This is a genomic window from Pseudomonas sp. PDM22, from assembly GCF_014851965.1.
In the GTDB taxonomy this organism is placed as follows: domain Bacteria; phylum Pseudomonadota; class Gammaproteobacteria; order Pseudomonadales; family Pseudomonadaceae; genus Pseudomonas.
This window is the reverse complement of record NZ_JACVAR010000001.1, coordinates 819746-846636: the sequence shown is the minus strand read 5'-3', so window position 1 is coordinate 846636 and position 26891 is coordinate 819746. Positions and strand designations below refer to the sequence as shown.

Genomic DNA, 26891 nt, shown 5'->3' with positions numbered 1-26891 from the left:
CAACCTTGGGCTGCTTCAGGGCCCGCCGCGCCGGCTGCGGTCAACAGCCGGCGCGGCGGGCCTTCGCCTTCACGCAATGATCCCTTGATGACCCGTTCCAGCGTGCAAGACCTGCGCGCTCGAAGGTGTGTTCGCGGCCTGGCGAAGGAAATTTCGCAAGCCGTCTAGACTCACTTTCAGGTCTCCATCCCGTTTGTTGTCTTGCTGGTGCCTCACGAGGGTACGGCGGTGGAACCGGGACTCCAAAACACTAAAAAAGCAACGGAGAAGATCGATGAAGATGGTGAAATCCACCCTGGCAGTGCTGACCACCGCCGCCGTGTTCGGCATCAGCGGCCTCGCGCATGCCGGCGCCACCCTGGATGCAGTGAAGAAGAAAGGCTACGTGCAGTGCGGTATCAGTGACGGTCTTCCCGGCTTCTCGTATGCCGACGCCAAGGGCCAGTACAAGGGCATCGACGTGGATGTCTGCCGCGCCGTGGCGGCGGCCGTGTTCGGCGACTCGACCAAGGTCAAGTACAGCCCGCTGACGGCCAAGGAGCGCTTCACCGCGCTGCAGTCCGGCGAGATCGACATCCTCTCGCGCAATACCACCTGGACCAGCTCCCGCGACAGCGCGATGGGCCTGAACTTCGTCGGCGTGACCTACTACGACGGCCAGGGCTTCCTGGTGAACAAGAAGCTCGGCGTCTCCAGCGCCAAGGAACTCGACGGCGCCACCGTGTGCATCCAGGCCGGCACCACCACCGAGCTCAACCTGTCCGACTATTTCCGCTCCAACAACCTCAAGTACACCCCCATCACCTACGACACCTCCGACGAGAGCGCCAAGTCGCTGGAGTCCGGCCGTTGCGACGTGCTGACCTCCGACCAGTCGCAGCTCTATGCCCAGCGCATCAAGCTGGCGGCGCCGGATGACTACGTGGTGCTGCCCGAAGTGATCTCCAAGGAGCCCCTCGGCCCGGCCGTGCGCCAGGGTGACGAGGAGTGGTTCGACATCGCCCGCTGGACGCTCTTCGCGATGCTCAACGCCGAGGAACTGGGTATCAACTCGAAGAACGTCGAGGAACAGGCCAAGAGCACCAAGAACCCGGACGTCGCGCGCCTGCTCGGTGCCGAGGGTGATTACGGCAAGGACCTCAAGCTGCCCAAGGACTGGGCGGTACAGATCGTCAAGCAAGTGGGTAACTACGGCGAGATCTTCGACCGCAACGTCGGTGACGGCAGCGACCTGAAGATCAAGCGTGGCCTCAACGCCCAGTGGAACAAGGGTGGTCTGCAGTACGCACCGCCGGTGCGCTGACCTGACCCGCTCCGGCGCCCGGAGTGTGGGCGCCGGACTGTTTCGAACGACGTGAAGCCTCCGGGTGGTCACGGGCTTGGCCCGTGGTCGCCCGGCGCGCTTCCGAGAGGGCTTACATGCAGAATTCCGTCAAGGCCCAGCGTCCGCGGGGGGTATCGCTCAACGATCCCGTCGTGCGCGGCTGGGCATTCCAGGTCATCGCCGTCATCTTCGTCGTGGCGGTCGGCTGGTTCCTCTTCGACAACACCCAGACCAACCTCGCCCACCGCGGCATCCAGTCTGGTTTCGGCTTCCTCGACCACAGCGCCGGCTTCGGCATCTCCCAGCACCTGATCGACTACAGCGAAAGCGACACCTACGGACGGGTGTTCATGGTCGGCCTGCTGAACACGCTGCTGGTCACGGTGATAGGCATCGTCTTCGCCACCATCCTTGGCTTCATCCTCGGCGTGGCGCGGTTGTCGCCCAACTGGCTGATCCGCAAGCTGGCGACCCTGTACATCGAGACCTTCCGCAACATCCCGCCGCTGCTGCAGATCTTCTTCTGGTACTTCGCCGTGCTCGGCCCGCTGCCGAACCCGCGGCAGAGCATCAGCTTCGGCGACCTGTTCTTCATCAACAACCGCGGCCTGCAGATGCCCGCGCCGATCGCCGCCGACGGCCTCGGCCCGTTCATCGTCGCGGTGATCCTGGCCATCGTCGGCTGGGCGGTGATCTGGAAGTGGGCCAAGGCCCGTCGCCATGCCACTGGCAAGGCCTTCCCGGTGTTCCTCAGTGGCCTGGCTTTGCTGGTCGTGCTGCCGGGGCTGGTGTCGCTGGTGGCCGGCGCGCCGTTCCACTGGGACATGCCGGTGCTGCAGGGCTTCAACTTCCGTGGCGGCTGGGTGGTGATCCCGGAGCTGGTGTCCATCGTGCTCGCGCTGTCGGTCTACACCGCCGCCTTCATCGGCGAGACGGTGCGCGCCGGCATCCAGGCGGTGAGCCACGGCCAGACCGAGGCCGCCGGCTCCCTGGGCCTGCGCCCGGGGCAGACGCTGCGCCTGGTAGTCATCCCGCAGGCGCTGCGGGTGATCATTCCGCCGCTGACCAGCCAGTACCTGAACCTGGCGAAGAACTCCTCGCTGGCCGCCGCCATCGGCTACCCGGACATGGTCTCGCTGTTCGCCGGCACGGTGCTCAACCAGACCGGCCAGGCTATCGAGACCATGGCCATCACCATGAGCGTGTACCTGGCCATCAGCATCAGCATTTCGCTGCTGATGAACTGGTACAACAAGCACATCGCGCTGGTCGAGCGGTAAGGGGATATCCATGACAACTCATACCTTCAAGCCCGACCTGCCGCCCCCCGCGCGCAGCGTCGGCGTGCTCGCCTGGCTGCGCGGCAACCTGTTCTCCAGCTGGTTCAACACCCTGCTGACGCTGGTCGGCCTCTACCTGGTCTGGCTGATCCTGCCGCCGCTGCTGGAGTGGGCGATCATCAAGGCCGACTGGACCGGCGCCACGCGCGCCGACTGCTCCCGCGAAGGCGCCTGCTGGGTGTTCATCGGTTCACGCTTCGGCCAGTTCATGTACGGCTTCTACCCCGAGGAACTGCGCTGGCGCGTGGACCTCACCGTGCTGTTCGTGGTGTTCGGCGCGGCGCCGCTGTTCCTCAAGCGCTTTGCGTACAAGGTGAAGTACGGCCTGGGCTTCCTCGTGGCGCTGCCGATCGTGGCCTACTGGCTGCTGCACGGCGGCTTCCTCGGCCTGGAAAGCGTGCCGACCAGCGCCTGGGGCGGGCTGATGCTCACCGTGGTGATCGCTGCGGTCGGCATCTGCGGGGCGATGCCGCTGGGCATCCTGCTGGCACTCGGGCGGCGTTCGAAGATGCCGGCGATCAAGGTCATCTGCGTCACCACCATCGAGTTCTGGCGCGGTGTGCCGCTGATCACCGTGCTGTTCATGTCCTCGGTGATGCTGCCGCTGTTCCTGCCCGAGGGGATGAACCTGGACAAGCTGCTGCGCGCGATGGTGATGGTGGTGCTGTTCGAGGCCGCGTACATCGCCGAGGTGGTGCGCGGCGGCATGCAGGCCATTCCGAAAGGTCAGTACGAAGCCGCGGCCGCCATGGGCCTGGGCTACTGGCGGACCATGGGTCTGGTGATCCTGCCGCAGGCGCTCAAGCTGGTGATCCCCGGCATCGTCAACACCTTCATCGCGCTGTTCAAGGACACGAGCCTGGTGATCATCATCGGCCTGTTCGACTTCCTCAACAGCATCAAGCGCGCCACCGCGGACCCGGCCTGGCTGGGCATGGCCACCGAAGGCTATGTGTTCGCCGCGGTCGTCTACTGGATTTTCTGTTTCGGCATGTCCCGCTACTCCATGCACCTGGAGCACAAGCTGGACACGGGCCACAAGCGTTAGGAGCGATTCATCATGTCTGAAGCCACCAACAAGACCGCACAGCCGGCCATCGGCGATCACGTGATGATCACCATGAAGGGTGTGAACAAGTGGTACGGCCAGTTCCACGTGCTCAAGGACATCAACCTGGAGGTCAAGCAGGGCGAGCGCATCGTGCTCTGCGGGCCGTCCGGCTCGGGCAAGTCCACCACCATCCGCTGCATCAACCGCCTGGAGGAACACCAGCAGGGCAGCATCGTGGTCGATGGCACCGAGCTGACCAACGACCTCAAGCAGATCGAGGCGATCCGCAGCGAAGTCGGCATGGTGTTCCAGCACTTCAACCTGTTCCCCCACCTGACCGTGCTGCAGAACTGCATCCTGGCGCCCATGTGGGTGCGCAAGATGCCCAAGCGCCAGGCCGAGGAAGTCGCCATGCATTACCTGGAGCGCGTGCGCATCCCGGAGCAGGCCAACAAGTTCCCCGGCCAGCTCTCCGGCGGTCAGCAGCAGCGGGTGGCGATCGCCCGCGCGTTGTGCATGAAGCCGAAGATCATGCTGTTCGACGAACCCACCTCGGCGCTCGATCCGGAAATGGTCAAGGAAGTGCTCGACACCATGATCGGCCTGGCGCAGAGCGGCATGACCATGCTCTGCGTGACCCACGAGATGGGCTTTGCGCGCACCGTGGCGAACCGGGTGATCTTCATGGACAAGGGCGAGATCGTCGAGCAGGCGCCGCCGGACCAGTTCTTCGACAACCCGCAGTCGGACCGCACCAAGCTGTTCCTCAGCCAGATCCTGCACTGATATCCGAACCTGCCCCTCTCCTTGGGGAGAGGGGCAGGTGATCGCTTGCAACGCTCGTCTCCCCCGATGGCAAGCCAGCGCCGCAACGGCGTATGCTGCCGATTCCACCGCAACAAGGTGCGCATCGGGAAAACCGGCTGAACTCGGCCGCCCCATCGGTGTTCCCATGTGCAGTGGTTTGCCAGGGATGGGCTACCGTTTCAGGTAGCTCCCCTGCATCCGCCGTCCAAAGGAAGAGAGCCGACGTGAACCTGATCCTATCGCCATTGAACCTCAGCAAAGCCAAGGCCTGGGGCGCCCACGCGGTGACCTCCAGCGGTGTCATCCTCGCGCTGCTCGCGCTTCTCGCGCTGGTCGACAACAAGCCGCAGGCCTGCCTGCTGTGGCTGGGTGCGGCCTTGCTGGTGGACGGCCTGGACGGCACCCTGGCGCGCAAGTTCGACGTCAAGGCGGTGCTGCCGCACTTCGATGGCTCCACCCTGGACCTGGTGATCGACTACCTCACCTACGTCTTCATCCCCGCGATCTTCATATACCGCTACGTGCCGCTGCCGGTGCACACCGAACTGCTGGCGGTGGGGGTGATCCTGGTGTCCTCGCTGTTCTGCTTCTGCAACGTCAACATGAAGAGCAAGGACAACTACTTTGTCGGCTTCCCGGCCGCCTGGAACGTGGTGGCGGTGTACTTCTTCGTGCTCGACCTGAACCCCTGGGTGAGCTTCGTCACCGTGCTGGTGCTGGCCGCGCTGACCCTGACCCGCATGAAGTTCCTGCACCCCTTCCGCGTACGCCAGTTCATGCCGCTGAACATCGCCGTGACCTTCGTCTGGATGCTCAGCAGCGCGCTGCTGATCCTCCAGCACCCGGTGGACCAGCCCTGGCTGCTCGGCCTGTGGTTCGTGGCTTCGGCCTACTTCGTCGGTGTCTGCGTGTGGCGCACGGCGATGGAGTGGTTCAGCTGACCGAGCCGGATTTGCGGTTTGCTTCCACGTAGGATGGTGTGGAGCGAAGCGATACCCATCGATACCCATGCATCCAGCAGCATGGGTATCTCAAGCTCCACCCTTCCTACGTTCCTGCACCTCTCAGACGTCTTACGCCTGCCGCCCCATCAGCCGCTGCCGGAAAGCCCCCGGCGTCTCCCCGCACACCTGCTTGAACAGGCGCGCGAAGCTTGCCCGGTCTGCATAGCCGACATCGCTGGCGATGCGCTCCAGCGAACGCCCCGGATCACCCAGTGCCTCCTGCGCCGAGGCGATGCGCAGGCGTTGCACGTAATCGTTCGGCGACATCCCGACCTGCTCGCGGAAGCGCCGCAACAGCGTGCGTGTGGAGCAGTGCACGCGCTGCGCCAGGCTGGCGAGGTCGAAGGGCTGCGCGTAGTTGTCTTCCAGCCAGGCCAGCAGTGGCTCCAGTGGCGAGCCGGCGGGCAGCGGGTCGGGCAGCAGCGGGGTGAAGCGCCGCTGGCGGCCGCGTCCGTGCTCGAACACCAGGGTCGCCGCCGCGCGACGCGCGAGTGCCGCGCCGGCATGGCGCTCGATCAGGTACAGGCACAGGTCCAGCCCGGCTTGCGCGCCGCCGGAGCAGAGCCGGCCATGGTCGTCGGTGCACAGGGCGTCAATGTCCAGCCGCACCTGGGGATAACGTTCGCGGAACGCCGCCTCCAGCGCCCAGTGCGTGGTGGCGCGGCGGTCGTCCAGCACGCCGGCTTCGGCCAGCAGGAAGGCGCTGCTGCACAGGCTGCCCAGCTGTACGCTGGCGGGGGCGCGGCGCAACCAGTCCAGCAGCGGTTGATTGGCGGCGAAGGTCGCGTCGATGTCGGCGCCGGTGGCGGGAATCAGCAGCAGGTCGCAGCGCGCGGCGAGGTCGAGCCCGCCTTCCACTTCCACACGGCCGAAGGGCAGCGCCACTGGGCCGCCGTCGGTGCTGACCCGCAGCACCTCGAAGCGTCGTTCGCCGGCCAGACGGTTGGCGAGGTGAAAACTGTCCATGGCCAGGCCAAGGCTGGAACACAGGGTTTGCGGGCAGACGAACAGGGCTATCCTGAACATGGCGTCTCGCTTTGCTCTGTCGATGGAAGTGGCGCTATTGATCATAATGTTGTCGATATTGCCAATCGTGTCCAGTCGATCCATCCCCGATACTGCGTCATCTCTCCTGACACGAGCTCCACCATGGCCCACCCCAACGCCCAGCTGATCGAACGTTTCTACCAGGCCTTCCAGCGTCGTGACGGCGAGGCCATGGCCGCCTGCTACAGCGCCGACGTGCAGTTCAGCGACCCGGTCTTCACCGACCTGCGCGGCGCCGAGGCCGGTGACATGTGGCGCATGCTCACCGCCCGCGCCCAGGATTTCTCTTTGACCTACGAGGGCGTCGAGGCCGATGAGACGCGCGGTTCGGCACGCTGGGTGGCGTCCTACACCTTTACCCAGACTGGTCGGAAAGTGATCAATCACATCCGGGCACATTTCCACTTCCGCGACGGATTGATCTGTCAGCACGTGGACAGCTTCGATCTGTGGAAATGGTCCCGCCAGGCCCTCGGCGCCAAGGGGGCCCTGCTGGGCTGGGCGCCGCCGGTGCAAGGTGCGATCCGTGCCCAGGCCGCCAAAGGCCTGGCGGCGTACCGCGCACAACGGGTGGGGAAGGCCTGATCGCGGGCTTTCGGGCTCGCCCGTGGCGGCGGGATAGGCTTAAATGACAGGCGACTGAGAGCCGGACGCCGCCATGATCACACTTTTCCAGTTCCCGCCCGCCTTCAACGTACCCAACGTCAGCCCCTTCTGCCTGAAGCTGGAGACCTTCCTGCGCCTCGCCGGGCTGGAGTACCAGATCAAGCATGTGATGGACCCGCGCAAGGGGCCCAAGGGCAAGCTGCCGTTCATTACGCTGGATGGAAAACCCATCGCCGACACGGCGATCATCATGCGTACCCTGCAGCAGTACTACGAATTCGACCTCGACGCCGGCCTCGATGCCCGTGGTCGTGGCTGGGCGGTGTCGATCACCCGTCTGTGCGACGAGCACCTGGTGCCGCTGCTGGTGTACTTCCGCTGGCTCGACGAGCAGGGCTTCCGCCAGGTGAAGGACGTGATGTTCCGCGGCGTGCCCGGGCCGCTGCGGCCGGTGGTGGGGGCGATGCTGCAACGCAAGATTCGCGGCGACCTCAAGGGCCGCGGCCTGCTGCGCCACAGCCGCGAGGAACTGCTGGGCTTCGCCCGTGACGACCTCGAAGCCCTGGACGGCATGCTCGGCGACCTGCCGTACTTCGGCGGCGCCCAGCCGTGCAGCGCCGATGCGGCGACCTACGGCGTGCTGGCCAACCTGATCCTCAGCACCCTGGAAACCCCGCTCAACGACATGGCGCGCAGCTACGAGCGCCTGGTCGCCTACTGCGACCGCATGCAGGCGCGGGTCTGGGCGTCGTGACCGCCGCCGAACCCAAACCCTGGTTCGTTTACCTGGTGCGCGCCGAGAACGGCGCGCTGTACTGCGGCATCAGCGACGACGCGCAACGGCGCTTCGAAACCCATCGTACCGGCAAGGGCGCGCGCTTCTTCCATTCCAGCCCGGCCCAGGCGCTGGTCTATGTCGAGGCCTGCGCCGGCAAGGGCGACGCCCTGCGCCGCGAGCGCGCGATCAAGGCGCTGACCAAGCAGGCCAAGGAGCGCCTGGTGCTGGCCAATCCCTTCACCATCAGCGCCGTGGATGTCGTCCTATCCGAGGGATGAGGTAGGAGTCGTCCTACGTAAGGGTTAAGCTGCCGGACCACCTTCCGGCCGCTGGAGCCCCCCATGTCCGAGCTGATCCTGCACCACTACCCGACTTCGCCCTTCGCCGAAAAGGCGCGTCTGATGCTGGGCTTCAAGCAGCTGTCCTGGCGCTCGGTGACCATCCCGCCGCTGATGCCCAAGCCGGACCTCATGGCCCTCACCGGTGGCTACCGCAAGACCCCGGTGCTGCAGGTCGGCGCCGACATCTACTGCGACACCGCGCTGATCGCCCGCCGCCTGGAGCAGGAAAAGGCCGTGCCGGCGCTGTTCCCCGAAGGCCACGAATTCACCTCGGCCAGCTTCGCCCTGTGGGCCGACTCGGTAATCTTCCAGCATGCCGTCAGCCTGGTGTTCCAGCCCGAATCCATCGCCATGCGCTTCGGCAAGCTGCCGCCGCAGTTCCTCCAGGCCTTCGTCGCCGACCGCAGCCAGCTGTTCAGCGGCGGCACCGCCAGCAAGCTGCCGGCCGAGCAGGCTAAGCACCAGTGGCCTGCCTTCATGGCCCGCGTCGAGGAGCAACTGGCCCGCGAGGAGGGCGACTTCCTGTTCGGCGAGCCCTCCATCGCCGATTTCGCCCTGGCGCACTGCCTGTGGTTCCTCAAAGGCACGCCGGTCACCGCGCCGCTGGTGGACGATTACCCGTCGGTCGCTGCCTGGCTCGGCCGCGTCCTGGGCTTCGGCCACGGTGCCGCCAGCGAGATGAGCGCCGAGCAAGCCATCGCCGTGGCTCGAGACAGCCAGCCGGCGGCACTGCCGGAAGAGGCCTTCGTCGATCCCAACGGCTTCAAGGCTGGCCAGCGCGTGGTAATCGCTGCCACCGACTACGGCTGTGACCCGGTGGAAGGCGAGCTGCTGCACGCCGGGCTGGAAAGCCTGATCCTGCGCCGCGAAGACCCGCGCGCCGGGACCGTCCACGTGCACTTCCCGCGTATCGGCTTCAGCATCCGCCCGGCCTGAGTCCTGCCGGGCCGGGGCACTGCCGCGTCACCGGCGTACGCAGGCGCGGCAGGTTTTCGGCCATTTCGCGGAAGTGCTGCAGGCGCTCGTAGCAGAGCGCCATTTCCCCGCTGTTGCTGTTGTACCAGGCGTCCGGTGCGCCGCAGCTGACCAGCCGCAGGTTCAGCGGGCGCGGCGGGTGAAACAGGCGGAAGACCTCGTTGACCATCAGCTGCAGGTGATCGCCGTCGCGCAGCAGGGCGATCAGCGGCCCGGCTTGCTCCGGGTTCATCGAAGGCGGGTCCCAGCTCAGGCGCCAGGCCGCGTGGTGCTGGATCGAGGACGTACGCCGGGTGTGCCGGATCCATTCGAACGCCTTGCTCGCCTGGCGGAACTCCCGGTCGCAGTAGACCGCCCGCTCATAGGGCAGGCCGGTGAGCGACGGCAGCCAGTCCAGCCGCGCCATGTCGCTGCCGTAGAGCAGGCAGGCGATGTTGTAGTAGCGCTGCTCGTCCAGCGGGTGACTGTCCCAGGCCAGCACCTGGTCCGGCGGCGGCTTGGGCGTCTGCCACTCCAGTCGCCAGTAATCGGCGATGTCCAGCAGGCGTGCGTCCACCTCGTCGCGCGGCAACCGGGCGTAGAGGTGGAACAGCAGGATGAAGCCGAGCTGGTCCGCCGCATCCTCCTCACGCCCGAGCACCGGCAGGTCGTACTCGGCAATCAGTACATGCCCCATCTCGTGCATCACGCTGAACTCGGCGTTGGCCAGCACGAAGCGTGCGACGTTGGGCGTCAGTGACGGGGGCGTCGGGTCGGCGAACAGGAGACGGGTGCAGAGCAGCAACAGCAGCGTCCAGTACGAGCAGTGCAACCGGGGATGCCCGGAGAGCGGAGACGCAGCGGCAGTGAAATCAGGCAAGGCGGACATGGCGACCACCGCGAGCGAGAGGCGCCTGATCTGACTCTAGCAGCCATACTGCGCGGGCTGCGGGGCGCTTTGTCGGAAGACTGTGCGATGGTCGCTTGAGGCGTCTGGCGCGGGCGTCTATCGTCCAACCCTCCTTGCACGACACCCATTGAACAACACCCAATGCACGAGAAAGGACGCCGCGCATGCACGCCTACGATATCGAACTGCTGAAATATTCCACGCCCGCCGCCGGGGAGGAACTCCAGGGCTGGTGCTTCGGCCTGCCGCCGGGCATCACGCCCGCGCAATGGCCGCTGGACCCGGATACCGGCTACCCGCTGATGCACGGCTTCACCCTGCGCCTGCCCGAGGATTATCGGGTGCACGGGCCGGAGATCGTCGCGCTGAGCTTCTTCTCGCTGTCGCCGGACCAGAACGACGGCGGCCCCAGCACGGTGGACGGCATCGCCGAGCAGATTCTTTCGCCAGACGATCAGCCTCCGGCCGATCCGCACCTGCTGCCGTTCTGGCAAGCCGGCCGTGCCAGCCACCCGCGCCTGCACCGCATGGAGGACATCCTCGGCGGCTCCTACGCCGTGATCCTGCTGACCGAAGCCGAATTCAACGGCGCCGCGTGCCTGCCGCCGCAACTGCCCGCGGGCAATCCACTGCTGGCGCAGACGGTCGCGCCACAATGGCTGGTGTCGGGTTCGGCGAGCACCTTCGACACCACCATGAAGGAAGGCGACTACCTGTTCGGCCTGTTCGGCGGCATTCCCCAGCCGGGGCTGGAGACGCGGTACCTGCTGCGCTGGACCCCGCGCGCCAGCGACCCCAATGCCGGGATCAAGCCCGACGAGTACGGCGAGACGGACTACCAGCAGTTCTACTACTGGGAGAACGACGACATTCATCGCGACAACTACCGCGAGCACGCCTGGAGCCTGGGCCACCAGCCCAACCACATCGGCGGCACCATGCGCCCGGTGCAGGGCATGCCGGACATCAGCGCCTACTACATCGGTTTCGAGGAATACCTGGGTGGCTACAACTTCGGCACCGGTAACGCGCAGCTGGATTTCCGCGACATGAAGATCGACTGGGCCTGCTGAGGGGGCCCGCTCCTACAGGACAGAACATTTGCCGTGACCACAAAAAAGCCCATCGCGAGATGGGCTTTTTCGTCAGCGCACGGACCTCAGTCCTTGCGGCGCTTGAGCTGGTCCTGCAACTGGGTCGGCAGGCCGCGGATGATCAGCATGTCGCGGGCCTCGTCGTACTCCACTTTGCTGCCCAGCAGGTGCGCCTCGAAGCTGATCGACAGCCCCTCGGCGCGGCCGGTGAAACGGCGGAACTGGTTGAGGGTGCGCTTGTCCGCCGGGATCTCCGGCGACAGGCCGTAGTCCTTGTTGCGGATGTAGTCGTAGAAGGCGCGCGGCGCCTGGTCGTCCATCAGCTCGGAGAGCGCGTCCAGGGCCATCGGCTCGCCGATCTTGGCCTGGCTGGTGGCGTAGTCCACCAGCACGTCGGTCTTCTCGCGGGCCTGTTCTTCGGGCAGGTCTTCGCTCTCCACGAAGTCGCTGAAGGCCTTGAGCAGGGTGCGGGTTTCGCTCGGGCCGTCGACGCCCTCGGTGCAACCGATGAAGTCGCGGAAGTAGTCGGAGACCTTCTTGCCGCCCTTGCCCTTGATGAACGAGATGTACTGCTTGGACGTCTTGTTGTTCTGCCACTCCGAGATATTGATCCGCGCGGCCATATGCAGCTGGCCCAGGTCCAGGTGGCGCGACGGGGTCACTTCCAGAGCGTCAGTCACCGCCACGCCTTCGCTGTGGTGCAGCAGGGCGATGGACAGGTAGTCGGTCATGCCCTGCTGGTAATGGCAGAACAGCACGTGGCCGCCGGTGGAGAGGTTGGATTCTTCCATCAGCGTCTTCAGGTGTTCCACCGCCTGCTTGGAGAAGACGACGAAGTCCTTGCCGTTGTCCAGGTACTCGCTCAGCCAGCCGCTGAACGGGTAGGCGCCGGACTCGCCCTGGAACAGGCCCCAGGCCTTGTTCGGCTTGGCGTTGTAGCTCTCGTTGAGGTCGGCCATCAGGTTCTCGATGGCCTGGGAGTCGCCCAGCTCGGCGTCGCGCGCGTGCAGCGTCGCGGGGTTGCCGTCGGGCTTCTTGTCGATCAGGTGGACGATGGCGTGACGAATCGGCATGGCGGACCCGGATGTTCAGTGCCGGCGGCGCCGCACGCATCGAAGCGGCGGCGGGGCGGGCGGATTGGAAAACGCCAGAGTTTACCCGACCCGGCGCCGGGATGCGCGACGCTTACCAGCGGACCGGTGGCAGGCGGCGGATATGAAAGATGCGCAGCACCTGCAAGCGGCCTCCGCGAATACGGTAGGGGATCAGGTAGGGATGGCTGCTCATCGCCCATTCGCGCGTGCCAGGCACGCGGCCCTCCCGGCCGGCGGCAGGATTGGCGGCGAGCAAAGCGACGTCGGTCAGCACGGCGCTGACGAAGGCCCGCGCCGCTGCGGGGTTGTCCTGGGCGATATAGCTGGCTTCAGTATCGAGGTTGCGCAGGGCATTGCGCAGCCACTCAATCCGCATCGCGCGCCCACTTGTTGAGGATGGCCTTCACCTCGGCGTCGCTGGCGAAGTCACCAACATCCGCCTCCGCTATCGCCTGCTGGATTTCGCCGATCTGCCAGGATTCGCGGTTCAGGTATTCCTCCAGCGCCTGGGCGGCGAGGAAGTTCTTGCTGCGGCCCGTGGCCTCGGCCAGCTTGGCGAGGGTTTCGGACTGATCGTCCGACAGGCGCAGGGACATGATGGGCATGGAGCACCTCATGTGTAGTGGCTTGGGGTGTAGTGGCTTGCACTACAAGATACTACAACCTACTACAGGTGCTGCATGCGTCCGTCGGCTGCAGTGGATTCCGAAATCGCCATCGGCTCAATCCGCCGGCACCAAGCCTTCGTCGCGTTCACGGCGATTGCGGCGCAGCTGTCGCAGGCGGCGGATTACATAGTTCAGGTGCAGGTGCAGCTCGTACAGCTCGTTGTAGTAGGAGAGCGGCACCTCGACCTTGGCCAGTTCGGCCTCCAGCTGCTCCAGGCGTTCGATCTCGGTGCTCAGCTCGGCGCTGCCGGTGCGCTCGTCCAGGCGCCGGTCGATCTCGCGCAGGTAGCGGTACCAGCGGTAGATGCGCGCACGGATGCGCCAACGGTACAGCGGGCCGATGGACTTGAGCAGCGGGATGAGGATGGCGATGAAGGGGATCAGCAGGATGATGTAGCGGTCCGCCAGCGAGGCAATGCGGAACGGCAGGAAGCGCTGCAGCAGCGGCGGGCCGCTCTTGTAGTAGCGCTCGGCGTCTTCCTGCAGGGCCAGTGTGCGCGGCTCGGCGCTGGGGAAGGCGCCGGCTGCGTCGAGCAGGGTGCCGCTCTTCATCACCGCACGCGCGGCTTCGAGGATCAGCGGGGTGAGCGCCGGGTGGAAGTCGCCGTTGACCACCAGGGTGGCGACCGGCGAGAGGGTCGCAAGGTCCTCGTCCGGCACGTTCTGCGCCAGGTTCAGCAGGCCCTCGCTGACTTCCACGCGCTTGAGGAAGGGAATCCGCGCCTCGTAGGCATGGGCGCGGCGAAACCCGGTGAGCTTGAGCTCGGGGCTCGCCGCCAGGCGCTGGATCAGCGGGTTCTCCGCCGGACCGACGAAGAAGGCGGCGTCCAGTTCGCCGGCCAGCAACTGGTTGGCCACCGCGTTGCCGCCGTGCGCTTGCCAGCCGGCGGGCAGGGGATCGGTGGGAATCTCGTTGGCCTTGAGGATGGCCTCGGTCACCGCCTCGGTGCCGCTGCCGGAACCGCCAATGGCGACGCGCAGGGCGAGCAGGTCGGCCAGGCGGTCGATCTTCGCCTCGCGGCGCTGGAACAGCCACAGCGGCTCCTGGAACATCGCGCCGAGGGTTTGCAGGTGCGCGCGCTGCTTGGGTTCGAGCTGTTGCTCCTGGCCACTTTGCACCAGCGCCAGGTCCACGCCGCTCTTGCCGTCCAGCAGCTTGCCGAGGTTGTCGCGGGAACCTGCGGTGCGTACCAGCTGCAGGTCGAAGCCCTGCTTGGCCAGTTCCTCCTTCAGCCGTTGGCCGAACACCGCGTAGCCGCCACCCGGCGCGCCGGTGGCCAGGGTGGCGCTCATCGGTGGCGGCGGCGCGACGAAGTAGAAGACCGCGGTGACCAGTGCGGCCAGCACCGGCACCAGCCAGAGGTTGGCGCGGACCAGGATGGCAAGGTCCTTGAGCATGTTCAGAAGGCGTTGCATGGGGAGTCCTTGTGACGACGTGCTGTCCTGAAAAGATAGCCAGCCTGGACGCTGGTGAATGACGGGTGACGAATCAGGTGTTTCCGAACCGCCAGCACCGCGGCTCCGTGGCGCAGGAGATTCCCTGTAGGAGTGGGTCATGCCCGCGATCCGCCGGCAAGGCCGGCGAATCCGCCATCGGCAGGGCGCAAACCGCTATCATCGCAAGCCTCGAAACACGGCTGCGGACTTCACGGCATGCGCATTCTCCACACCTCCGACTGGCACCTGGGCCAGCATTTCATGGGCAAGAGCCGCGAGGCCGAGCACCAGGCGTTCTGCGCCTGGCTGGTCGAACAGGTGCGCGAGCAGGCCGTGGACGCGGTAATCATCGCTGGCGACGTGTTCGATACCGGCGCGCCGCCCAGCTATGCCCGTGAGCAGTACAACCGCTTCATCGTCGAGCTGCGCGATACCGGCGCGCGTCTGGTGGTGCTGGGTGGCAACCACGACTCGGTGGCGATGCTGGAGGAGTCCCGCGACCTGCTGGCCTGCCTGGATACCCAGGTGATCGCCGCCGTCGGCACCGACCTCGATCGCCAGTTGCTGGTGCTGCCGCAACGTGACGGCCAGCCTGGCGCCATCCTCTGCGCGATTCCCTTCATCCGTCCGCGCGACGTGCTCACCAGCCAGGCCGGGCAGAGTGCGCAGGACAAGCAACTGGCCCTGCAGCAGGCGATCCAGGCGCATTACCGCGAGCTGTTCGAGCGCGCCGAGGCGCAGCGCGAACAGCTTGGCCGGCACCTGCCGATCATCGCCACCGGCCACCTCACCACCGTTGGCGCCAGCGCCAGCGAGTCGGTGCGGGAAATCTACGTCGGCACCCTGGAGGCTTTCCCCACCAGCGCCTTCCCGGCGGCGGACTACATCGCTCTCGGCCATATCCACCGGCCGCAGAAGGTCGGCGGCCTGGAGCACATCCGCTATTGCGGCTCGCCCATCGCGCTGAGCTTCGACGAGGCGACCCAGGGCAAGGAAGTGCTGCTGGTGAACCTGGATGACAGCGGCCTGCAAAGCGTCACCGCACTGCCGGTGCCGCGCTTCCAGCCGCTGAAGTCGGTGTCCGGCAGCCTCGCCGAGCTGCCCGCCGAACTGGCCCGCGTCGCCCGCGAAGGCAGCGCGGAGCAGCCGGTCTGGCTGGAAGTCATGGTGCACACCGACGACTACCTGACCGACATCCAGCTGCGCGTCGAGAAGCTCTGCGAGGAGCTGCCGGTGATCGTCCTGCGCACCCGTCGCGAGCGCGGCACCACGCAGGCGGCGCTGTTCAGCGAAGCCAGGGAAACCCTCGACGAACTCAGCCCCGAAGACGTGTTTCGCCAGCGCCTGGACGCCGAGGACCTGGAGGCGCCGCTGCGCGAGCGCCTGACCGGGCTCTACCGACAGGTCGTGGCCGATCTGCAGGAGGAGCACCCGTGAGAATCCTCAGCCTGCGCCTGAAGAACCTCAACTCGCTCAAGGGCGAATGGAAGATCGACTTCACCGCCGAGCCCTTCGCCGGCAACGGCCTGTTCGCCATCACCGGGCCGACCGGGGCGGGCAAGACCACGCTGCTCGATGCCATCTGCCTCGCCCTGTACCACCGCACGCCGCGCATGAGCGTGCTGTCGCAGAGCGGCAACGAACTGATGACCCGGCACACCGCCGACTGCCTTGCCGAAGTGGAATTCGAGGTGAAGGGCCAGCCTTACCGCGCCTTCTGGAGCCAGCGCCGCGCCCGCGACAAGGCCGAAGGTGCATTGCAGGCGCCAAAGGTGGAGCTGGTGCGCATCGACCGCGCCACTGGTGAAGGGCAGATTCTCACCGACAAGATCAACGACAAGCTCAAGCAGACCGAGACGCTCACCGGCCTCGACTTCGAGCGCTTCACCAAGTCCATGCTGCTGGCCCAGGGCGGTTTCGCCGCCTTCCTCGAGGCCAACGCCAACCAGCGCGCGGAGCTGCTGGAGGAGCTCACCGGTACCGAAATCTACGGGCTGATTTCCCAGCGTGTATTCGAGCGCACTCGTGAAGTACGCGGCGCGCTGGACCAGTTGCGCGCCCGCGCCGAAGGCTTCGAGCTGCTCAGCGCCGAACAACGCGGCGAACTGGAACAGCAGGGCCGCGACGCCGCCGTGCAGGAAACCGCCTGGCAAGCACAGCACGCAGCACTCCAGGCACAACGCCGCTGGCGCGAAGACCTGACCCGCGCGCAGCAGCAGGTCGAGCAGGCCGGTGCGAAAGAGGCAGGCGCGCGCCAGGCGCTGGAGCAGGCGCAACCCGATCTGCAACGCCTGGCGGACAGCGAGCCCGCCGCACGACTGCAACCGCTGCACCAGGCCTGGCGCAGCACCCACGAGAGCGCTGAACAGGGCCGCGCGGCGCTGGAGGACAATCGCACACAGCAGGCGTCCAACCGTGAAGCAGTCGCCCAGGCTCTGTGGGCGGCCAGCCAGTACGCGCAGCAGTTGCTGGCTGCGCGCGAGGGCGAGCACAAGGCTGTCAGCGAACAACACCAGGAACTGCAGGCGCGTCTGGCGCAGCATCCGCAGCGCGCGAAACTGGGAGAACTGCTCGGCGGCTGGCGCGCGCAATTCGCCCAGCGCTCGCGTCTGGCGCAGGCCATTGCCGATCTGCAGCGGCAGACGCAGGCAGCCGACCAGGCATTGCAGAACGCGACCGCGCAGCGGCAGACGCTGCAGGGCACCGTCGCCTTCATGCAGCAGCAGATCGACACGGCCGGCACGCAGGAGCGTCAGCACCAGCAGCAGCTCGATGCCTTGCTGGGCGGCGCAACTGAAACTGAGCTGCGTGAACGCCTGCAACAGGCGCAACTGCATAGCCGTGGGCTGGACCGTCTGGAGCAACTGGCCCAGGCCCGCGCCCAGGCTGCTGCGCAGCTGGCGCGCTGGCAGCCCGAACTGGATGCGCTGCGCCAGAAAAGAGCCGAGCGCGACACGGCCATCGTCGCGCTGCGCGAGCGTTATCAGGCGACCAAACAACAGGTCGCCGACAAGGAAAAACTCCTGCAGCAGGAGCAGCGCATCCACCAGCTGGAGCATCTGCGCGCGCAGTTGCAGCCCGGCGAGGCCTGCCCGTTGTGCGGCTCGCCGGAGCACCCGGCGGTGGCGGCCTACCAGGCGCTGGATGTTTCCTCCACGCAGTCAGCGCTGGAGCAGGCACGTCAGCAGCTGGCCGAGCTGGAAAGCCAGGGCATTGCCCTGCGGGGTGAACTGGCCGAACTGGATGCGCAACTGCAGCAGGGGCAGCGTCAGCGGGACGAAGCCCAGGCCGCGTTGGCGCAGCACCAGCAGGCTTGGCAGCAACAGTGTGAAGCACAGGGCATTGCGCTGAAGGACGATCAGCAGCTCAGCGCCGAGCGTGAGCGCCATGAAGCTTTGCAGGCTGCCTTGCAGCAGCAACTGAAGGCGCTGGAAGCGCTTCGGGTTCAGCTCCAGCAGGCGCAGCAGCAACGCCAGCGCGCCGAGCGCGATCACGCCGAAGCCGCACAGCAGCTGGCACTCTTCGAGCAGCAACAGACCCACGAACGCCAGCGCCAGGAAGAGCGCGCGCAGCAACTCGCGGTGCAGCGTACTGACCTGCAACAGCAGGACCAGACACTGGCCACCACGCTGGGCGAACTGGGCTACAGCGTGCCGGACGACGGAGAGCAATGGCTCGCCGAGCGCACCGCGGAATGGCAGCAATGGCAGCAGGACCAGCAGCGCAGCCAGGAGCTGGCCACAACCGAGCGCGACGCCGAACAGGCTGCCCGCGCGGCGCAACAGATCGCCGCGCAATGGCAGCAGCGTTGGCAGACGGCTGGCTTCGATGGGCGCCAGCCGCTGGCGATTCACGCAACTCCACAACAGGCATTGGTACAGGCCGAGGAGCAGCTGGCAGCAGCCCAGCGCCAGGCCGATGCCTTGCAAGGGCGCGAGCAGTCGCTGGCGGAACGGCTGGAGCAGGAGCAGGCGCGCCTTGCCGAGCGCCTGGCGAGTTGGCAGCAGGCGCTGGCGGTGAGCCCGTTCGCCGATGAGGCGACCTACCTCGCCGCGCTGCTGGACGATGCCCGGCGCAGCGAACTCAGTGAACTGCGCCAGCGTCTGGAAACGGCCATCACCGAAGCCGTTACCCTGCGCGCGGCCGCGAATCAGGACGTCGAGCGCCTGCAGGCCGAGCCCCATGGCGAACACGCGCTGGAGGAACTCGACGAGCAGCTGCAAGCGCTCGCCACTCAGCTGCGCGAACTCGGCCAGCGCCAGGGCGAGATTCGTGCCCAGCTGCAAGGCGACGACAATCGCCGCGCCAGCCAGCAGAGCCTGTTTGCGGAAATCGCCCGGCAGGAAGAGGAACATGATCTCTGGCAGCGCCTCAACAGCCTGATCGGTGCCTCCGACGGTGCGCGCTACCGGCGATTCGCCCAGGGCCTGACCCTCGACCACCTGGTGCACCTCGCCAACCGCCAGCTGCAGCGCCTGCACGGTCGCTACCAGCTGGCCCGACGCAGCGACGGCGAGCTGGAACTGGAAGTGGTGGACACCTGGCAGGGCGACACCGCGCGTGACTGCAAGACGCTGTCGGGCGGCGAGAGCTTCCTGGTCAGCCTGGCCTTGGCGCTGGCGCTGTCCGACCTGGTCAGCCACAAGACCAGCATCGATTCGCTGTTCCTCGACGAAGGCTTCGGCACCCTCGACGGCGAGACCCTGGAAGTGGCGCTGGATGCCCTCGACAGCCTCAACGCCACGGGCAAGACCATCGGCGTGATCAGTCACGTCGAGGCGTTGAAGGAACGTATCCCGGTGCAACTCAAGGTACACAAGGGCGTCGGCATGGGTTACAGCCAGCTCGACGCACGCTTCCGTTTCAACCCCGAGCGATCCGAGCCGGAGAAAGCCTGATGGACACGCCCGTGCGCCACTGCGAAGAGAACGATCTACCCGACTGGATCGACCTGCGCCTGCAACTCTGGCCGGGCGATCACGCGGAAGAGTTCGTCGAGGAGGCACGCGACATCCTCGTGCAGCCGCAGCGCTATGGCGCGTGGCTGGCCCGCGATGAAAAGGGCAGGGCGCTCGGATTGGCGGAAGCCTCGGTGCGCAGCGATTACGTGAATGGCACGGACGGCTCGCCCGTGCTGTTTCTCGAAGGCATCTACGTGCGTGAGGTCGCCCGCCGGCAAGGCGTGGCGCGGGCTCTGGTGCGCGCGGTACAGGCCTGGGGCCTTGCGCGCGGCTGTGTGGATTTCGCCTCCGATGCGGCGCTGGACAACAGCGTCAGTCATGCCTTGCATCGTGCCCTGGGCTTCGTCGAAACCGAGCGGGTCGTGTACTTCCGCAAGCCCCTCCACGATTGATCCACATCAGTCGGAACGCGAGCGCGGCACTGCGGTCAACTTGCAATCGACGTCAGGCGAGATAGGCTCAAGACCGCGTAAGTCAGCCGTTCCCGCCCGGGTCGGCATCCACAGGTATCGTGATCTTTCGTAGAGGTGATTTGTGATGAAGCAATCCGCATCGGCTCCGAAGAAACCCGCAGCGGCCAAACCCGCCGCGAAGCCGGCTGCGAAAGCGGCCAGCAAACCTGCCGCAAAACCCGCTGCTGCCAAGCCGGCCGCCAAGCCTGCTGCCAGCAAACCCGCCGCCGCCAAGACCGCCGCGGCCAAGCCCGCCACCAAGGCCTCTGCTGCCAAGCCAGCCGCTGCCAAACCGGCTGCTGCCAAGGCCGCTCCGCGCCGCGCCCCTGCGCTGGCCACGCCGTCGGACCTGAGCAAGAACGCCACCCGCGATCTGTCGGCGGCGCTCAACCGCCTGCTGGCGGATGTCTTCGCGCTGTACCTGAAGACCAAGAACTTCCACTGGCATGTGAGCGGTCCGCACTTCCGCGACTACCACCTGCTGCTGGACGACCACGCCACCGAAATCTTCGCGATGACCGACGCCATCGCCGAGCGCAACCGCAAGATCGGCGGCAACACCATCCGCTCCATCGGCCATATCTCGCGGCTGAAGCGCATCCTCGACAACGATGCCGAATTCGTCCAGCCGCTGGACATGCTGGCCGAGCTGCAGGAGGACAACAAATCGCTGACTTCATACATGCGTGAAGTGCACGATTTGTGCGATGAGTACCATGACATCGCCACCGCCAGCCTGATCGAGAACTGGATCGACGAGACCGAGCAGCGCACCTGGTTCCTCTTCGAGACCAGCCGCCGGGGTGACAACACCGGCCACTGATCCTGGTGCCGGCAATGGAAAAAGGCCCCGCGAGGGGCCTTTTTCGTTACTGCGCCGCCGTGGGCGGGCTCTGCCAGAAGGTGGAGAACTCCTCGAACGGATAGCGCGTTCCGTCGTAGCTGACGGTGGTGCGCACGGTCTTCGGTGCGCCAACGTCGTCGCCTTCGTGCTCGCGCTGCACCTTCGACGTCACGATCAGGTCGGCGTAGCCGTGGTGACTGTCCTTGCCCATGGCCAGGGTGAGTTGCGAGCGCTCGATGACCAGCTTGTCGGCTCCACCGCAGACCACGCCTTCGAGCGTCGTCCACTGCCGCAGGTAGGTGCGGAACACCTCCTTGAGCTGGTCACCTTGCGGCGCGTAGAGGCTGAAGTCGTCATAGGACCAGGCGTCCGGGCAGCTTGCGCCGCGCGCCACGCTGCCGATGATCAGGCCGAAGCCGCGCACCTCCGGCGCCAGGCGATAGCGTGCGGTGTCGAGCCACAGGCTGGAGCTGTCGATCTCCACCATGGCGTCCTCGCCGATGCTGTCGTCGCTGCGCGTCACCAGTTTGCCGCTTTGTGTGTCGAGCTGGCCGACCAGCAGGTTCAGGTTGCGCTCGCCCGGTTCGGCCTTGTCGCCCGCCGCGCTGTAGGCGACCGCAATCACCTTCAGCTTCGGGTCGTCCGGCCAGGGCTTGCACGCAGCGGCTACCACGGGTGTTGCCGCTCCGGTCTCCGGTGCCTGCCAGCCCTGCTGGCCGAGCAGCCCGGCCAGGGTCTGCAGGGTGCCTGCGTCGCAAGGCTGCGCGGTGCGCTCCGCTGCGCCGGCGCTGGCGGCGAGGGTCAGCAGCGCGGCGCAGGTCCATTTCCCTATGGGGTACATCGGGTGCTCCTTGGGTTGATCGAGGAAGATCAGCGACCTTCGCTGTCCTTCCACTTGGTCATCAGGGTGTTCGATTCCAGGCTTTCGTCGAGCAGCTTCTTCGCCGTCTCCACGCCGGCCACCGGCAGCCCGGCGGGGTCGAGCAGACCGATCTGCACCAGCACGCTGGCCTGGTCCCAGTAGATGTGCTCGTGGCACAGCTTGTCGCCACGGAAGCGGATCACGCCGAGCATGGGAATCTCCACGTACTTGCCGGTGGGCGGCACGCCGGGAAGCATCCAGTCGATCTCGCTGGTGTGGGTGAAGCACATGACGAATTCGTCCACTACCTGCAGCGCGCCGACGGTGCGGGAGATCGGCACCAGCTTCATGTCCGGCGGGTTGTCGTGGACGAAGTGGTTGCGGTAGAAGCGCGCCAGTTCGTCCTGGCCGACGCCGCCGGTCATGGTCGGGATGTGGTTGACGTAGGGCTGGGCGACCATGGTCGCCATGGTGGCGGGCACGTCGCGGGCGGCGAACTCGTGGTGGATGTGGTCTTCCCACAGCTGCGACAGGTCGAAGTCCGGGCCGATCTCGCGCTTGAGCGCGCCGATGCTGCGCTCGTGGGCCATCAGCGCAGCGGGTTTGTCGAAGTGCATGCCGCCCGGTCGGGCGAAGGCGTGGTCGACGCCGGGGTAGCTGTAGATTTCCGCCTTCGGCAGCTTGCCGAGGACTTCGCCGATGGCCGCGCGGGCGCTGGCGTCGCAGTACACGTCCTGCTCGGCGAAGTGCAGCACCAGGCGACCTTTGATGTTCTGCGCCTCGTCGAGCATCTGCTCGATGCCCATGCCGTAGTAGCCCACCGAGCAGGCCGCGTCGGTACGCGCGGCGGTCAGGTAGGCGAGCTTGCCGCCCAGGCAGAAGCCGACGTAGCCGATGCCGCGTTCCTCGACCTCCGGCAGGGCGCGCAGGGCGTCCATGGCAGCGGCGATGTCGTCCACGCCCTTGTCTACGTCGAAGCGCTGGAACAGGCCGATGGCCTGGCCGAACTCGGCTTCGCTGTAGCCCAGTTCCAGGTTCGGCTCCAGGCGCCAGAACAGGTCGGGCACCAGTGCGACATAGCCTTCCTCGGCATAACTGTCGGCGATGCTGCGCATGTTGGCGTTGACGCCGAAGATCTCCTGGCCGATCACCACGCCAGGGCCGTGCCCGCTGGCTGGTACCGCGAGATAACCGCTGAAGCTGCCGCTGCCGTCACGCGCGGCGATGCTGATGTTCTTGCCCATGTTCCCTTTTCTCCCAGGCTCGTTGTTGTGTTGTTCTGGCGCCGCATAGGGTGCGTGCTGGAGCGGCGCCTGCCAAGGGGGCCTGATGCTTGTGAGGGAAAGTGGCGCAGCGCTACCATCGCGCCCCTCATGAACAGGGAGCTTCGGGATTGCATCGCATGGAGAGGACAACGGGTATCGCGCGTATCGGCCTGCTGCTGGCGGTAGCGGCAATGACGGCCTGCAGCAGCGTACCGAAGGACGAGACCCCACGACTGGTGCCGCGCGACATCGCGTCGCCGGAGTATCCGCAGCAGTTCCGGCCACGGGGTATCGATGGCAGGGTGAAGACCTCCTTCGATATCGAGGCCAGCGGCGAGGTTGTCAACGTGCAGATCGTCGAGTCGAGCAACCCTGCGCTGGCCGAAGCCGTGCGCGAGCGTGTATCCCGGTGGCGCTTCGAGCCCTGGCAGCCCACCGCCAAGTACCCCGCGCCACGGCAGGTGGTGAAGACCTTCGAGTTCAAGCAGGCCGAAGCCGGCACCCCGATGCTGCCCTCGGACAAGGCGGCGGGTAACTCCGAGGAGAGTCTGGCGAACACCGTGCGCGAACTCCTCGCCCAGCCCTGCAGCGCGATCAGCAGCCAGTACGCCGAGTTCCATCAGGCCTACCCGGACCGACCGCTGGATCAACTGGCGACCTTCCGCATGACCAGTGGCGCGCTGTTCCTTGCCCAGCTCGGTGGCAAGCTGGATGTGGAGAAGAACCGGCTGATCGGCAAGCGCTTCGATGCCGCTCTGCCTCGCGTGCTGGAGCGCTGCCAGCAGCAGCCTGACGCCGTTTATTCCGATGTGCTCGCCGAGGAGATGCGCCGCGCACAGGTTGACAGCACCAGCTCCTGAGCCGAAAAACACAGCTTGGACCTGCGAGGAACCTAGCCATGCTGATACGCGCGCAAACCGCCTGCCTGCTGCTCATCGACATCCAGGAACGTCTGTTCCCGGCCATCCACGACAACGAGGCGGTGCTCGAGCACAGCGCCTGGCTGCTGGCCATCGCGCGGCGGCTGGGTGTGCCGGTACTGGCCACCGAGCAGTACCCCAAGGGCCTCGGCCCGACGCTACCGGCGCTGCGCGCCGAGCTGGTCGAAGGCGAGGTGCTGGAGAAGATCGCCTTCTCGGCCGTCACCGATCCCGGCCTGTCGCAGTTGCCCGGTGGCGATCGCCGACAGTTCGTGGTGTGCGGCACCGAGGCCCATGTGTGCGTGCTGCAGACGGTGCTGGGCCTGTTGGCGGAGGACCGCGAGGTGTTCGTGGTGGCGGAGGCCGTCGGCTCGCGCCGCCCGCAGGACAAGGCGCTGGCGCTGGAGCGGATGCGCCAGGCCGGCGCGGTGATCGTCTCGCGGGAGATGGTCGCCTTCGAGTGGCTGGAGCGCGCCGGGACGGAAGTCTTCCGCGAGATCAGCAAGCAGTTCATCCGCTGAACTGCCCGTGAGTCCCCCTCAACGGGTGACGAACAGGCGGTCGCCGAGGAAGTCGAGGAACACCCGCAGCTTCAGCGGCATGCGCCGGCCCGCCGGCCACAGCGCGTGGAAGCTGCCCTGGTGCGTGGTGTGTTCGCTCAGCACCTGCACCAGCCGGCCGTCGTTCAGTGCGCTGCGCACTGCGAAATCCGGCAGGCAGGCGATGCCCATGCCCTGGCTGGCGACGTTGATCAGCATGTCGGCGGTATTGCAGATCAGCCCGCCGTCCAGACGCGGCTCCGTTTCTCCGGGGGCGAGCTCGAGCGGCCAGCGCTGCACCAGCCCGCTGCTCGGGTAGCGGTAGTGCAGGCACAGGTGCTGGTTGAGGTCCGCCGGCCGCCGCGGCGTGCCGTACTGCCGCAGGTAACCGGGCGAGGCCACCAGCAGCAGGCTGAAGTCGCCCAGCTTGCGCGCCTTCAACCGTGAGTCGCGCAGCTCGCCACCGCGCACCACGAGGTCGAAACCCTCTTCGATGACGTCCACCAGGCGGTCGGTGAAGTCGATGTCCAGCTGGATGCGCGGGTAGCAGCGGAGGAATTCCGGCAGTACCTGCGGCAACAGCCCGGCCACCAGCGGCATGCTGATCTTCAGGCGGCCGCGAGCCTGCTGGGTCGATAGCGCCAGTTCCTGCTCCGCCGCTTCCAGCTCGTCGAGGATGCGCCGGCAGCGTTCGAGGAACAGCTGGCCTTCGTTGGACAGGCTCAGGCTGCGCGTGCTGCGGTGGAACAGGCGCACGCCCAGGCGCTCCTCGAGACGAGCGATGCTCTTGCCCACCGCCGAGGCGGAGAGGCCGAGCAGGCGCGCGGCCTGGGCGAAGCTCAGGGAGTCGGCAACCTGGAGGAAGACGCGCAGGCCGTTGAGGCTGTCCATGGAAAGGTGTCCGTGCGGGCGGGCCGCCATTGTGCCGCGCGATGGGGGATCGATTGCGGACAAAGATGTCCGTTTTGTTCGGAATTCTAGCCTGTTTTTCCGCAATGCCGGGTTGATTAGCTTTGGGCCGGTCTTCCTCGATTCCTTGCGGACCCACCATGAAGCCCTCCCACGACACTCCTGAAAACCGATCCGAAGCCTCGCGCTGGCTGTTGTTGCTCGCCGCCAGCCTGACGGCGGTGCTGATTCCCCTGTGCTTCACCGGCCCGGCCGTGGTGCTGCCGGCCATTGCCCATGAGCTGGGCGGCTCGGCGGTGGCGCTGAACTGGATCGTCAACGGCTATGTGCTGGCCTACGGCGCGGCGATGATGGGGGCTGGCAGCCTGGCGGACGTTTACGGGCGCAAGCGCGTCTGGCTGGTCGGCCTGGCGCTGTTCTGCGTGACCACCCTGGCGATCCCGCTGGCCGGTTCGGTGGCGGCCATCGACGGGTTGCGCCTGGTCCAGGGCGCGGGCGGTTCGGCTGCCTTCGCCGCCGCCATGGCGGCGCTGGCGCAGGAGTTCGACGGGCCGATCCGCACACGGGTGTTCAGCCTGCTGGGCACTACTTTCGGCGTCGGCCTGGCGTTCGGCCCGCTGCTCGCCGGCTGGCTCACCGACGGGCCGGGTTGGCGCTGGGTGTTCCTGGTCCCGGCGGTGTGCGCGCTGGCCTCGGTTCCGGTGGTGGTGCGCTTCTGCCGCGAGACCCGTGACCCGCAGGCGCGCGGCCTGGACTGGCCCGGCGCGCTGAGCTTCACCGCCGCGCTCAGCCTGTTCACCTACGGCCTGCTGCTGGCGCCGGAACAGGGCTGGGCTAGCATCCCGGTAATCGCGACGCTGGTGCTGAGCGGCGTGTTGCTGGTCGTGTTCATTGCCGTCGAACGCCGCGTGGAGCGCCCGTTGCTGGACCTGTCGCTGTTCAGCCAATGGCGTTTCGTTGGCGTGCAACTGCTGGGCGCGTCGCCAGCGTTCGCCTATGTGGTGCTGATCGTGCTGTTGCCGGGGCGCTTCATCGGCATCGAGGGGCAGGGCGCGCTGCAGGCCGGCTGGACCATGCTGGCGCTGTCGGCGCCGCTGCTGGTGGTGCCCTTCCTGGCGGCGCTGCTGGCGAAGCACTTCAGCGCTGGCAGCCTGTCGGCGATCGGCCTGCTGATCGTCGCGGGTGGCTTGCTCTGGCTGGCGCGAAACCTGGCGGGCGGTGTCGCGCCGGATATGCCGCTGCTGGTGATCGGCATCGGCATTGGCCTGCCGTGGGGGCTGATGGATGGCCTGGCAGTGAGCGTGGTCGAGCGCGAACGTGCTGGCATGGCGACGGGCATCTTCAACACGGTGCGGGTGTCCGCCGACGCGGTGGCCATCGCCGTGGTCGGCGCCTTGCTGGCGACCCTGCTCGCGGCGCAACTGCAGCCGCTGGGCCTGGCCGCGGCGGAGCGCCTGATGAGTGCGAACCAGCTGGCCATCGGCAACTTGGCGGCGGTGGTCGAGCAACTGCCGCAGCTGGCGCCCGAGCAACTGCGCAGCGACTACGTGGCGGTGTTCAGTCGGGTGCTGGAGCTGCTGGCGGGCGTGACCTTCGTGGTCGCCGGGCTGGTGTTTCTGCTGCTGGGCCGGAAACGCGCGCCGGTGCTGGCTGCCGAGGTGTAGGGCGAATAACCGCTTGCGGT

Annotated in this window: 26 protein-coding genes; 17 read left to right on the top strand and 9 right to left on the bottom strand. The window is 66.7% G+C overall.

Annotation, left to right across the window (positions count from 1 at the left end; genetic code table 11):
- Positions 1–274 precede the first annotated feature (274 nt).
- The 5 genes from IB255_RS04145 to pcsA all read left to right on the top strand — a co-directional run bounded on the left by IB255_RS04145 (position 275) and on the right by pcsA (position 5463).
- Positions 275–1303: an amino acid ABC transporter substrate-binding protein gene (locus IB255_RS04145; RefSeq protein WP_081516109.1), complete on the top strand. Its 1029-nt coding sequence runs from the start codon at positions 275–277 to the stop codon at positions 1301–1303.
- Positions 1304–1419: 116 nt separating this feature from the next.
- The gene (locus IB255_RS04140; RefSeq protein ID WP_081516107.1) at positions 1420–2604 is read left to right on the top strand and encodes an amino acid ABC transporter permease; all 1185 of its coding nucleotides are present in this window, start codon (positions 1420–1422) and stop codon (positions 2602–2604) included.
- 10 nt (positions 2605–2614) lie between these two features.
- Positions 2615–3712 carry an amino acid ABC transporter permease gene (locus tag IB255_RS04135; RefSeq protein ID WP_081516105.1) on the top strand — a complete coding sequence of 366 codons (1098 nt, stop codon included), beginning with the start codon at positions 2615–2617 and terminating at the stop codon, positions 3710–3712.
- Positions 3713–3724: 12 nt separating this feature from the next.
- A complete protein-coding gene (locus IB255_RS04130) occupies positions 3725–4501 on the top strand; it encodes an amino acid ABC transporter ATP-binding protein (protein ID WP_024767156.1) in 777 nt (258 codons plus the stop codon).
- 245 nt (positions 4502–4746) lie between these two features.
- Positions 4747–5463: a phosphatidylcholine synthase gene (gene pcsA, locus IB255_RS04125; protein WP_081516103.1), complete on the top strand. Its 717-nt coding sequence runs from the start codon at positions 4747–4749 to the stop codon at positions 5461–5463.
- Between the two features lie 132 nt (positions 5464–5595).
- Here the strand turns inward: pcsA and IB255_RS04120 are convergent, their stop codons facing one another.
- Positions 5596–6552 (bottom strand): GlxA family transcriptional regulator, encoded by a 957-nt coding sequence (locus IB255_RS04120; protein WP_081516435.1) that lies wholly within the window; start codon positions 6550–6552, stop codon positions 5596–5598.
- A gap of 123 nt (positions 6553–6675) precedes the next feature.
- On the opposite strand from IB255_RS04120, the gene IB255_RS04115 reads away from it, so the two are divergent.
- The 4 genes from IB255_RS04115 to IB255_RS04100 all read left to right on the top strand — a co-directional run bounded on the left by IB255_RS04115 (position 6676) and on the right by IB255_RS04100 (position 9234).
- A complete protein-coding gene (locus IB255_RS04115) occupies positions 6676–7158 on the top strand; it encodes a nuclear transport factor 2 family protein (RefSeq protein ID WP_081516101.1) in 483 nt (160 codons plus the stop codon).
- Positions 7159–7231: 73 nt separating this feature from the next.
- On the top strand, positions 7232–7933 hold the full coding sequence (locus tag IB255_RS04110) for a glutathione S-transferase C-terminal domain-containing protein (protein WP_081516099.1): 702 nt from the start codon (positions 7232–7234) through the stop codon (positions 7931–7933).
- Complete coding sequence (locus tag IB255_RS04105) at positions 7930–8235, top strand: GIY-YIG nuclease family protein (protein WP_081516097.1); 306 nt, start codon at positions 7930–7932, stop codon at positions 8233–8235. The genes IB255_RS04110 and IB255_RS04105 overlap by 4 nt, the downstream gene beginning before the upstream one ends.
- 63 nt (positions 8236–8298) lie before the next feature.
- Complete coding sequence (locus IB255_RS04100; RefSeq protein ID WP_081516095.1) at positions 8299–9234, top strand: glutathione S-transferase family protein; 936 nt, start codon at positions 8299–8301, stop codon at positions 9232–9234.
- Here the strand turns inward: IB255_RS04100 and IB255_RS04095 are convergent.
- Positions 9215–10141 (bottom strand): DUF4344 domain-containing metallopeptidase, encoded by a 927-nt coding sequence (locus IB255_RS04095; protein ID WP_225594648.1) that lies wholly within the window; start codon positions 10139–10141, stop codon positions 9215–9217. The two genes, IB255_RS04100 and IB255_RS04095, sit on opposite strands and share 20 nt — an antisense overlap.
- Positions 10142–10326: 185 nt before the next feature.
- Between IB255_RS04095 and IB255_RS04090 the strand changes: the two genes are divergently transcribed.
- Positions 10327–11235 (top strand): hypothetical protein, encoded by a 909-nt coding sequence (locus tag IB255_RS04090; RefSeq protein WP_081516093.1) that lies wholly within the window; start codon positions 10327–10329, stop codon positions 11233–11235.
- A gap of 86 nt (positions 11236–11321) precedes the next feature.
- On the opposite strand, the gene yejK is transcribed toward IB255_RS04090, so the two are convergent.
- The 4 genes from yejK to IB255_RS04070 form a co-directional block, all read right to left on the bottom strand.
- A complete protein-coding gene (yejK, locus tag IB255_RS04085; protein WP_192209822.1) occupies positions 11322–12329 on the bottom strand; it encodes a nucleoid-associated protein YejK in 1008 nt (335 codons plus the stop codon).
- A 112-nt stretch (positions 12330–12441) separates the two neighbouring features.
- Positions 12442–12726: a type II toxin-antitoxin system RelE/ParE family toxin gene (locus IB255_RS04080; protein WP_081516089.1), complete on the bottom strand. Its 285-nt coding sequence runs from the start codon at positions 12724–12726 to the stop codon at positions 12442–12444.
- Complete coding sequence (locus tag IB255_RS04075; protein WP_081516087.1) at positions 12716–12955, bottom strand: CopG family ribbon-helix-helix protein; 240 nt, start codon at positions 12953–12955, stop codon at positions 12716–12718. Before IB255_RS04075 ends, IB255_RS04080 begins: the two co-directional genes overlap by 11 nt.
- A 117-nt stretch (positions 12956–13072) precedes the next feature.
- Complete coding sequence (locus tag IB255_RS04070) at positions 13073–14434, bottom strand: TAXI family TRAP transporter solute-binding subunit (RefSeq protein WP_081516085.1); 1362 nt, start codon at positions 14432–14434, stop codon at positions 13073–13075.
- Between the two features lie 237 nt (positions 14435–14671).
- Between IB255_RS04070 and sbcD the strand changes: the two genes are divergently transcribed.
- The 4 genes from sbcD to IB255_RS04050 all read left to right on the top strand — a co-directional run bounded on the left by sbcD (position 14672) and on the right by IB255_RS04050 (position 20691).
- On the top strand, positions 14672–15892 hold the full coding sequence (sbcD, locus tag IB255_RS04065; RefSeq protein WP_081516083.1) for an exonuclease subunit SbcD: 1221 nt from the start codon (positions 14672–14674) through the stop codon (positions 15890–15892).
- Positions 15889–19353, top strand: a complete 3465-nt coding sequence (locus IB255_RS04060; protein WP_081516081.1) for an AAA family ATPase — start codon at positions 15889–15891, stop codon at positions 19351–19353. The genes sbcD and IB255_RS04060 overlap by 4 nt, the downstream gene beginning before the upstream one ends.
- On the top strand, positions 19353–19808 hold the full coding sequence (aac(6'), locus tag IB255_RS04055) for an aminoglycoside 6'-N-acetyltransferase (RefSeq protein WP_081516079.1): 456 nt from the start codon (positions 19353–19355) through the stop codon (positions 19806–19808). Before IB255_RS04060 ends, aac(6') begins: the two co-directional genes overlap by 1 nt.
- A 391-nt stretch (positions 19809–20199) precedes the next feature.
- Entirely contained in the window at positions 20200–20691 is a 492-nt protein-coding gene (locus IB255_RS04050; protein WP_138216203.1) for a Dps family protein, read from the top strand.
- A gap of 46 nt (positions 20692–20737) precedes the next feature.
- Here IB255_RS04050 and IB255_RS04045 read toward each other — a convergent pair whose 3' ends face one another.
- Together IB255_RS04045 and IB255_RS04040 are read right to left on the bottom strand one after the other, a co-directional pair.
- On the bottom strand, positions 20738–21553 hold the full coding sequence (locus IB255_RS04045; RefSeq protein WP_081516075.1) for a hypothetical protein: 816 nt from the start codon (positions 21551–21553) through the stop codon (positions 20738–20740).
- A 29-nt stretch (positions 21554–21582) separates the two neighbouring features.
- Positions 21583–22818, bottom strand: a complete 1236-nt coding sequence (locus tag IB255_RS04040; protein ID WP_081516073.1) for a dienelactone hydrolase family protein — start codon at positions 22816–22818, stop codon at positions 21583–21585.
- A gap of 158 nt (positions 22819–22976) precedes the next feature.
- On the opposite strand from IB255_RS04040, the gene IB255_RS04035 reads away from it, so the two are divergent.
- Positions 22977–23699, top strand: coding sequence for an energy transducer TonB (locus tag IB255_RS04035; protein WP_192209821.1), 723 nt, complete (start codon positions 22977–22979; stop codon positions 23697–23699).
- Positions 23700–23737: 38 nt separating this feature from the next.
- Positions 23738–24280: a hydrolase gene (locus IB255_RS04030; RefSeq protein WP_081516069.1), complete on the top strand. Its 543-nt coding sequence runs from the start codon at positions 23738–23740 to the stop codon at positions 24278–24280.
- Positions 24281–24298: 18 nt separating this feature from the next.
- Here IB255_RS04030 and IB255_RS04025 read toward each other — a convergent pair whose 3' ends face one another.
- Complete coding sequence (locus IB255_RS04025) at positions 24299–25189, bottom strand: LysR family transcriptional regulator (RefSeq protein WP_081516067.1); 891 nt, start codon at positions 25187–25189, stop codon at positions 24299–24301.
- Positions 25190–25347: 158 nt separating this feature from the next.
- Here IB255_RS04025 and IB255_RS04020 point away from each other — a divergent pair, with 158 nt between their 5' ends.
- Positions 25348–26871: an MFS transporter gene (locus IB255_RS04020; protein WP_081516065.1), complete on the top strand. Its 1524-nt coding sequence runs from the start codon at positions 25348–25350 to the stop codon at positions 26869–26871.
- Positions 26872–26891 lie beyond the last annotated feature (20 nt).

What these genes read in the sequence shown, in the direction of transcription:
- IB255_RS04120 (WP_081516435.1), bottom strand. Translation starts at nt 6,552, where the DNA reads ATGTTCAGGATAGCCCTGTTCGTCTGCCCGCAAACCCTGTGTTCCAGC.
- IB255_RS04025 (WP_081516067.1), bottom strand. Translation starts at nt 25,189, where the DNA reads ATGGACAGCCTCAACGGCCTGCGCGTCTTCCTCCAGGTTGCCGACTCC.
- IB255_RS04100 (WP_081516095.1), top strand. Translation starts at nt 8,299, where the DNA reads ATGTCCGAGCTGATCCTGCACCACTACCCGACTTCGCCCTTCGCCGAA.
- IB255_RS04075 (WP_081516087.1), bottom strand. Translation starts at nt 12,955, where the DNA reads ATGCCCATCATGTCCCTGCGCCTGTCGGACGATCAGTCCGAAACCCTC.
- IB255_RS04080 (WP_081516089.1), bottom strand. Translation starts at nt 12,726, where the DNA reads ATGCGGATTGAGTGGCTGCGCAATGCCCTGCGCAACCTCGATACTGAA.
- IB255_RS04040 (WP_081516073.1), bottom strand. Translation starts at nt 22,818, where the DNA reads ATGGGCAAGAACATCAGCATCGCCGCGCGTGACGGCAGCGGCAGCTTC.
- IB255_RS04110 (WP_081516099.1), top strand. Translation starts at nt 7,232, where the DNA reads ATGATCACACTTTTCCAGTTCCCGCCCGCCTTCAACGTACCCAACGTC.
- IB255_RS04095 (WP_225594648.1), bottom strand. Translation starts at nt 10,141, where the DNA reads ATGTCCGCCTTGCCTGATTTCACTGCCGCTGCGTCTCCGCTCTCCGGG.
- IB255_RS04030 (WP_081516069.1), top strand. Translation starts at nt 23,738, where the DNA reads ATGCTGATACGCGCGCAAACCGCCTGCCTGCTGCTCATCGACATCCAG.
- IB255_RS04045 (WP_081516075.1), bottom strand. Translation starts at nt 21,553, where the DNA reads ATGTACCCCATAGGGAAATGGACCTGCGCCGCGCTGCTGACCCTCGCC.
- IB255_RS04130 (WP_024767156.1), top strand. Translation starts at nt 3,725, where the DNA reads ATGTCTGAAGCCACCAACAAGACCGCACAGCCGGCCATCGGCGATCAC.
- yejK (WP_192209822.1), bottom strand. Translation starts at nt 12,329, where the DNA reads ATGCCGATTCGTCACGCCATCGTCCACCTGATCGACAAGAAGCCCGAC.
- IB255_RS04140 (WP_081516107.1), top strand. Translation starts at nt 1,420, where the DNA reads ATGCAGAATTCCGTCAAGGCCCAGCGTCCGCGGGGGGTATCGCTCAAC.
- IB255_RS04070 (WP_081516085.1), bottom strand. Translation starts at nt 14,434, where the DNA reads ATGCAACGCCTTCTGAACATGCTCAAGGACCTTGCCATCCTGGTCCGC.
- IB255_RS04090 (WP_081516093.1), top strand. Translation starts at nt 10,327, where the DNA reads ATGCACGCCTACGATATCGAACTGCTGAAATATTCCACGCCCGCCGCC.
- IB255_RS04145 (WP_081516109.1), top strand. Translation starts at nt 275, where the DNA reads ATGAAGATGGTGAAATCCACCCTGGCAGTGCTGACCACCGCCGCCGTG.
- sbcD (WP_081516083.1), top strand. Translation starts at nt 14,672, where the DNA reads ATGCGCATTCTCCACACCTCCGACTGGCACCTGGGCCAGCATTTCATG.
- IB255_RS04035 (WP_192209821.1), top strand. Translation starts at nt 22,977, where the DNA reads ATGGAGAGGACAACGGGTATCGCGCGTATCGGCCTGCTGCTGGCGGTA.
- IB255_RS04135 (WP_081516105.1), top strand. Translation starts at nt 2,615, where the DNA reads ATGACAACTCATACCTTCAAGCCCGACCTGCCGCCCCCCGCGCGCAGC.
- IB255_RS04020 (WP_081516065.1), top strand. Translation starts at nt 25,348, where the DNA reads ATGAAGCCCTCCCACGACACTCCTGAAAACCGATCCGAAGCCTCGCGC.
- IB255_RS04115 (WP_081516101.1), top strand. Translation starts at nt 6,676, where the DNA reads ATGGCCCACCCCAACGCCCAGCTGATCGAACGTTTCTACCAGGCCTTC.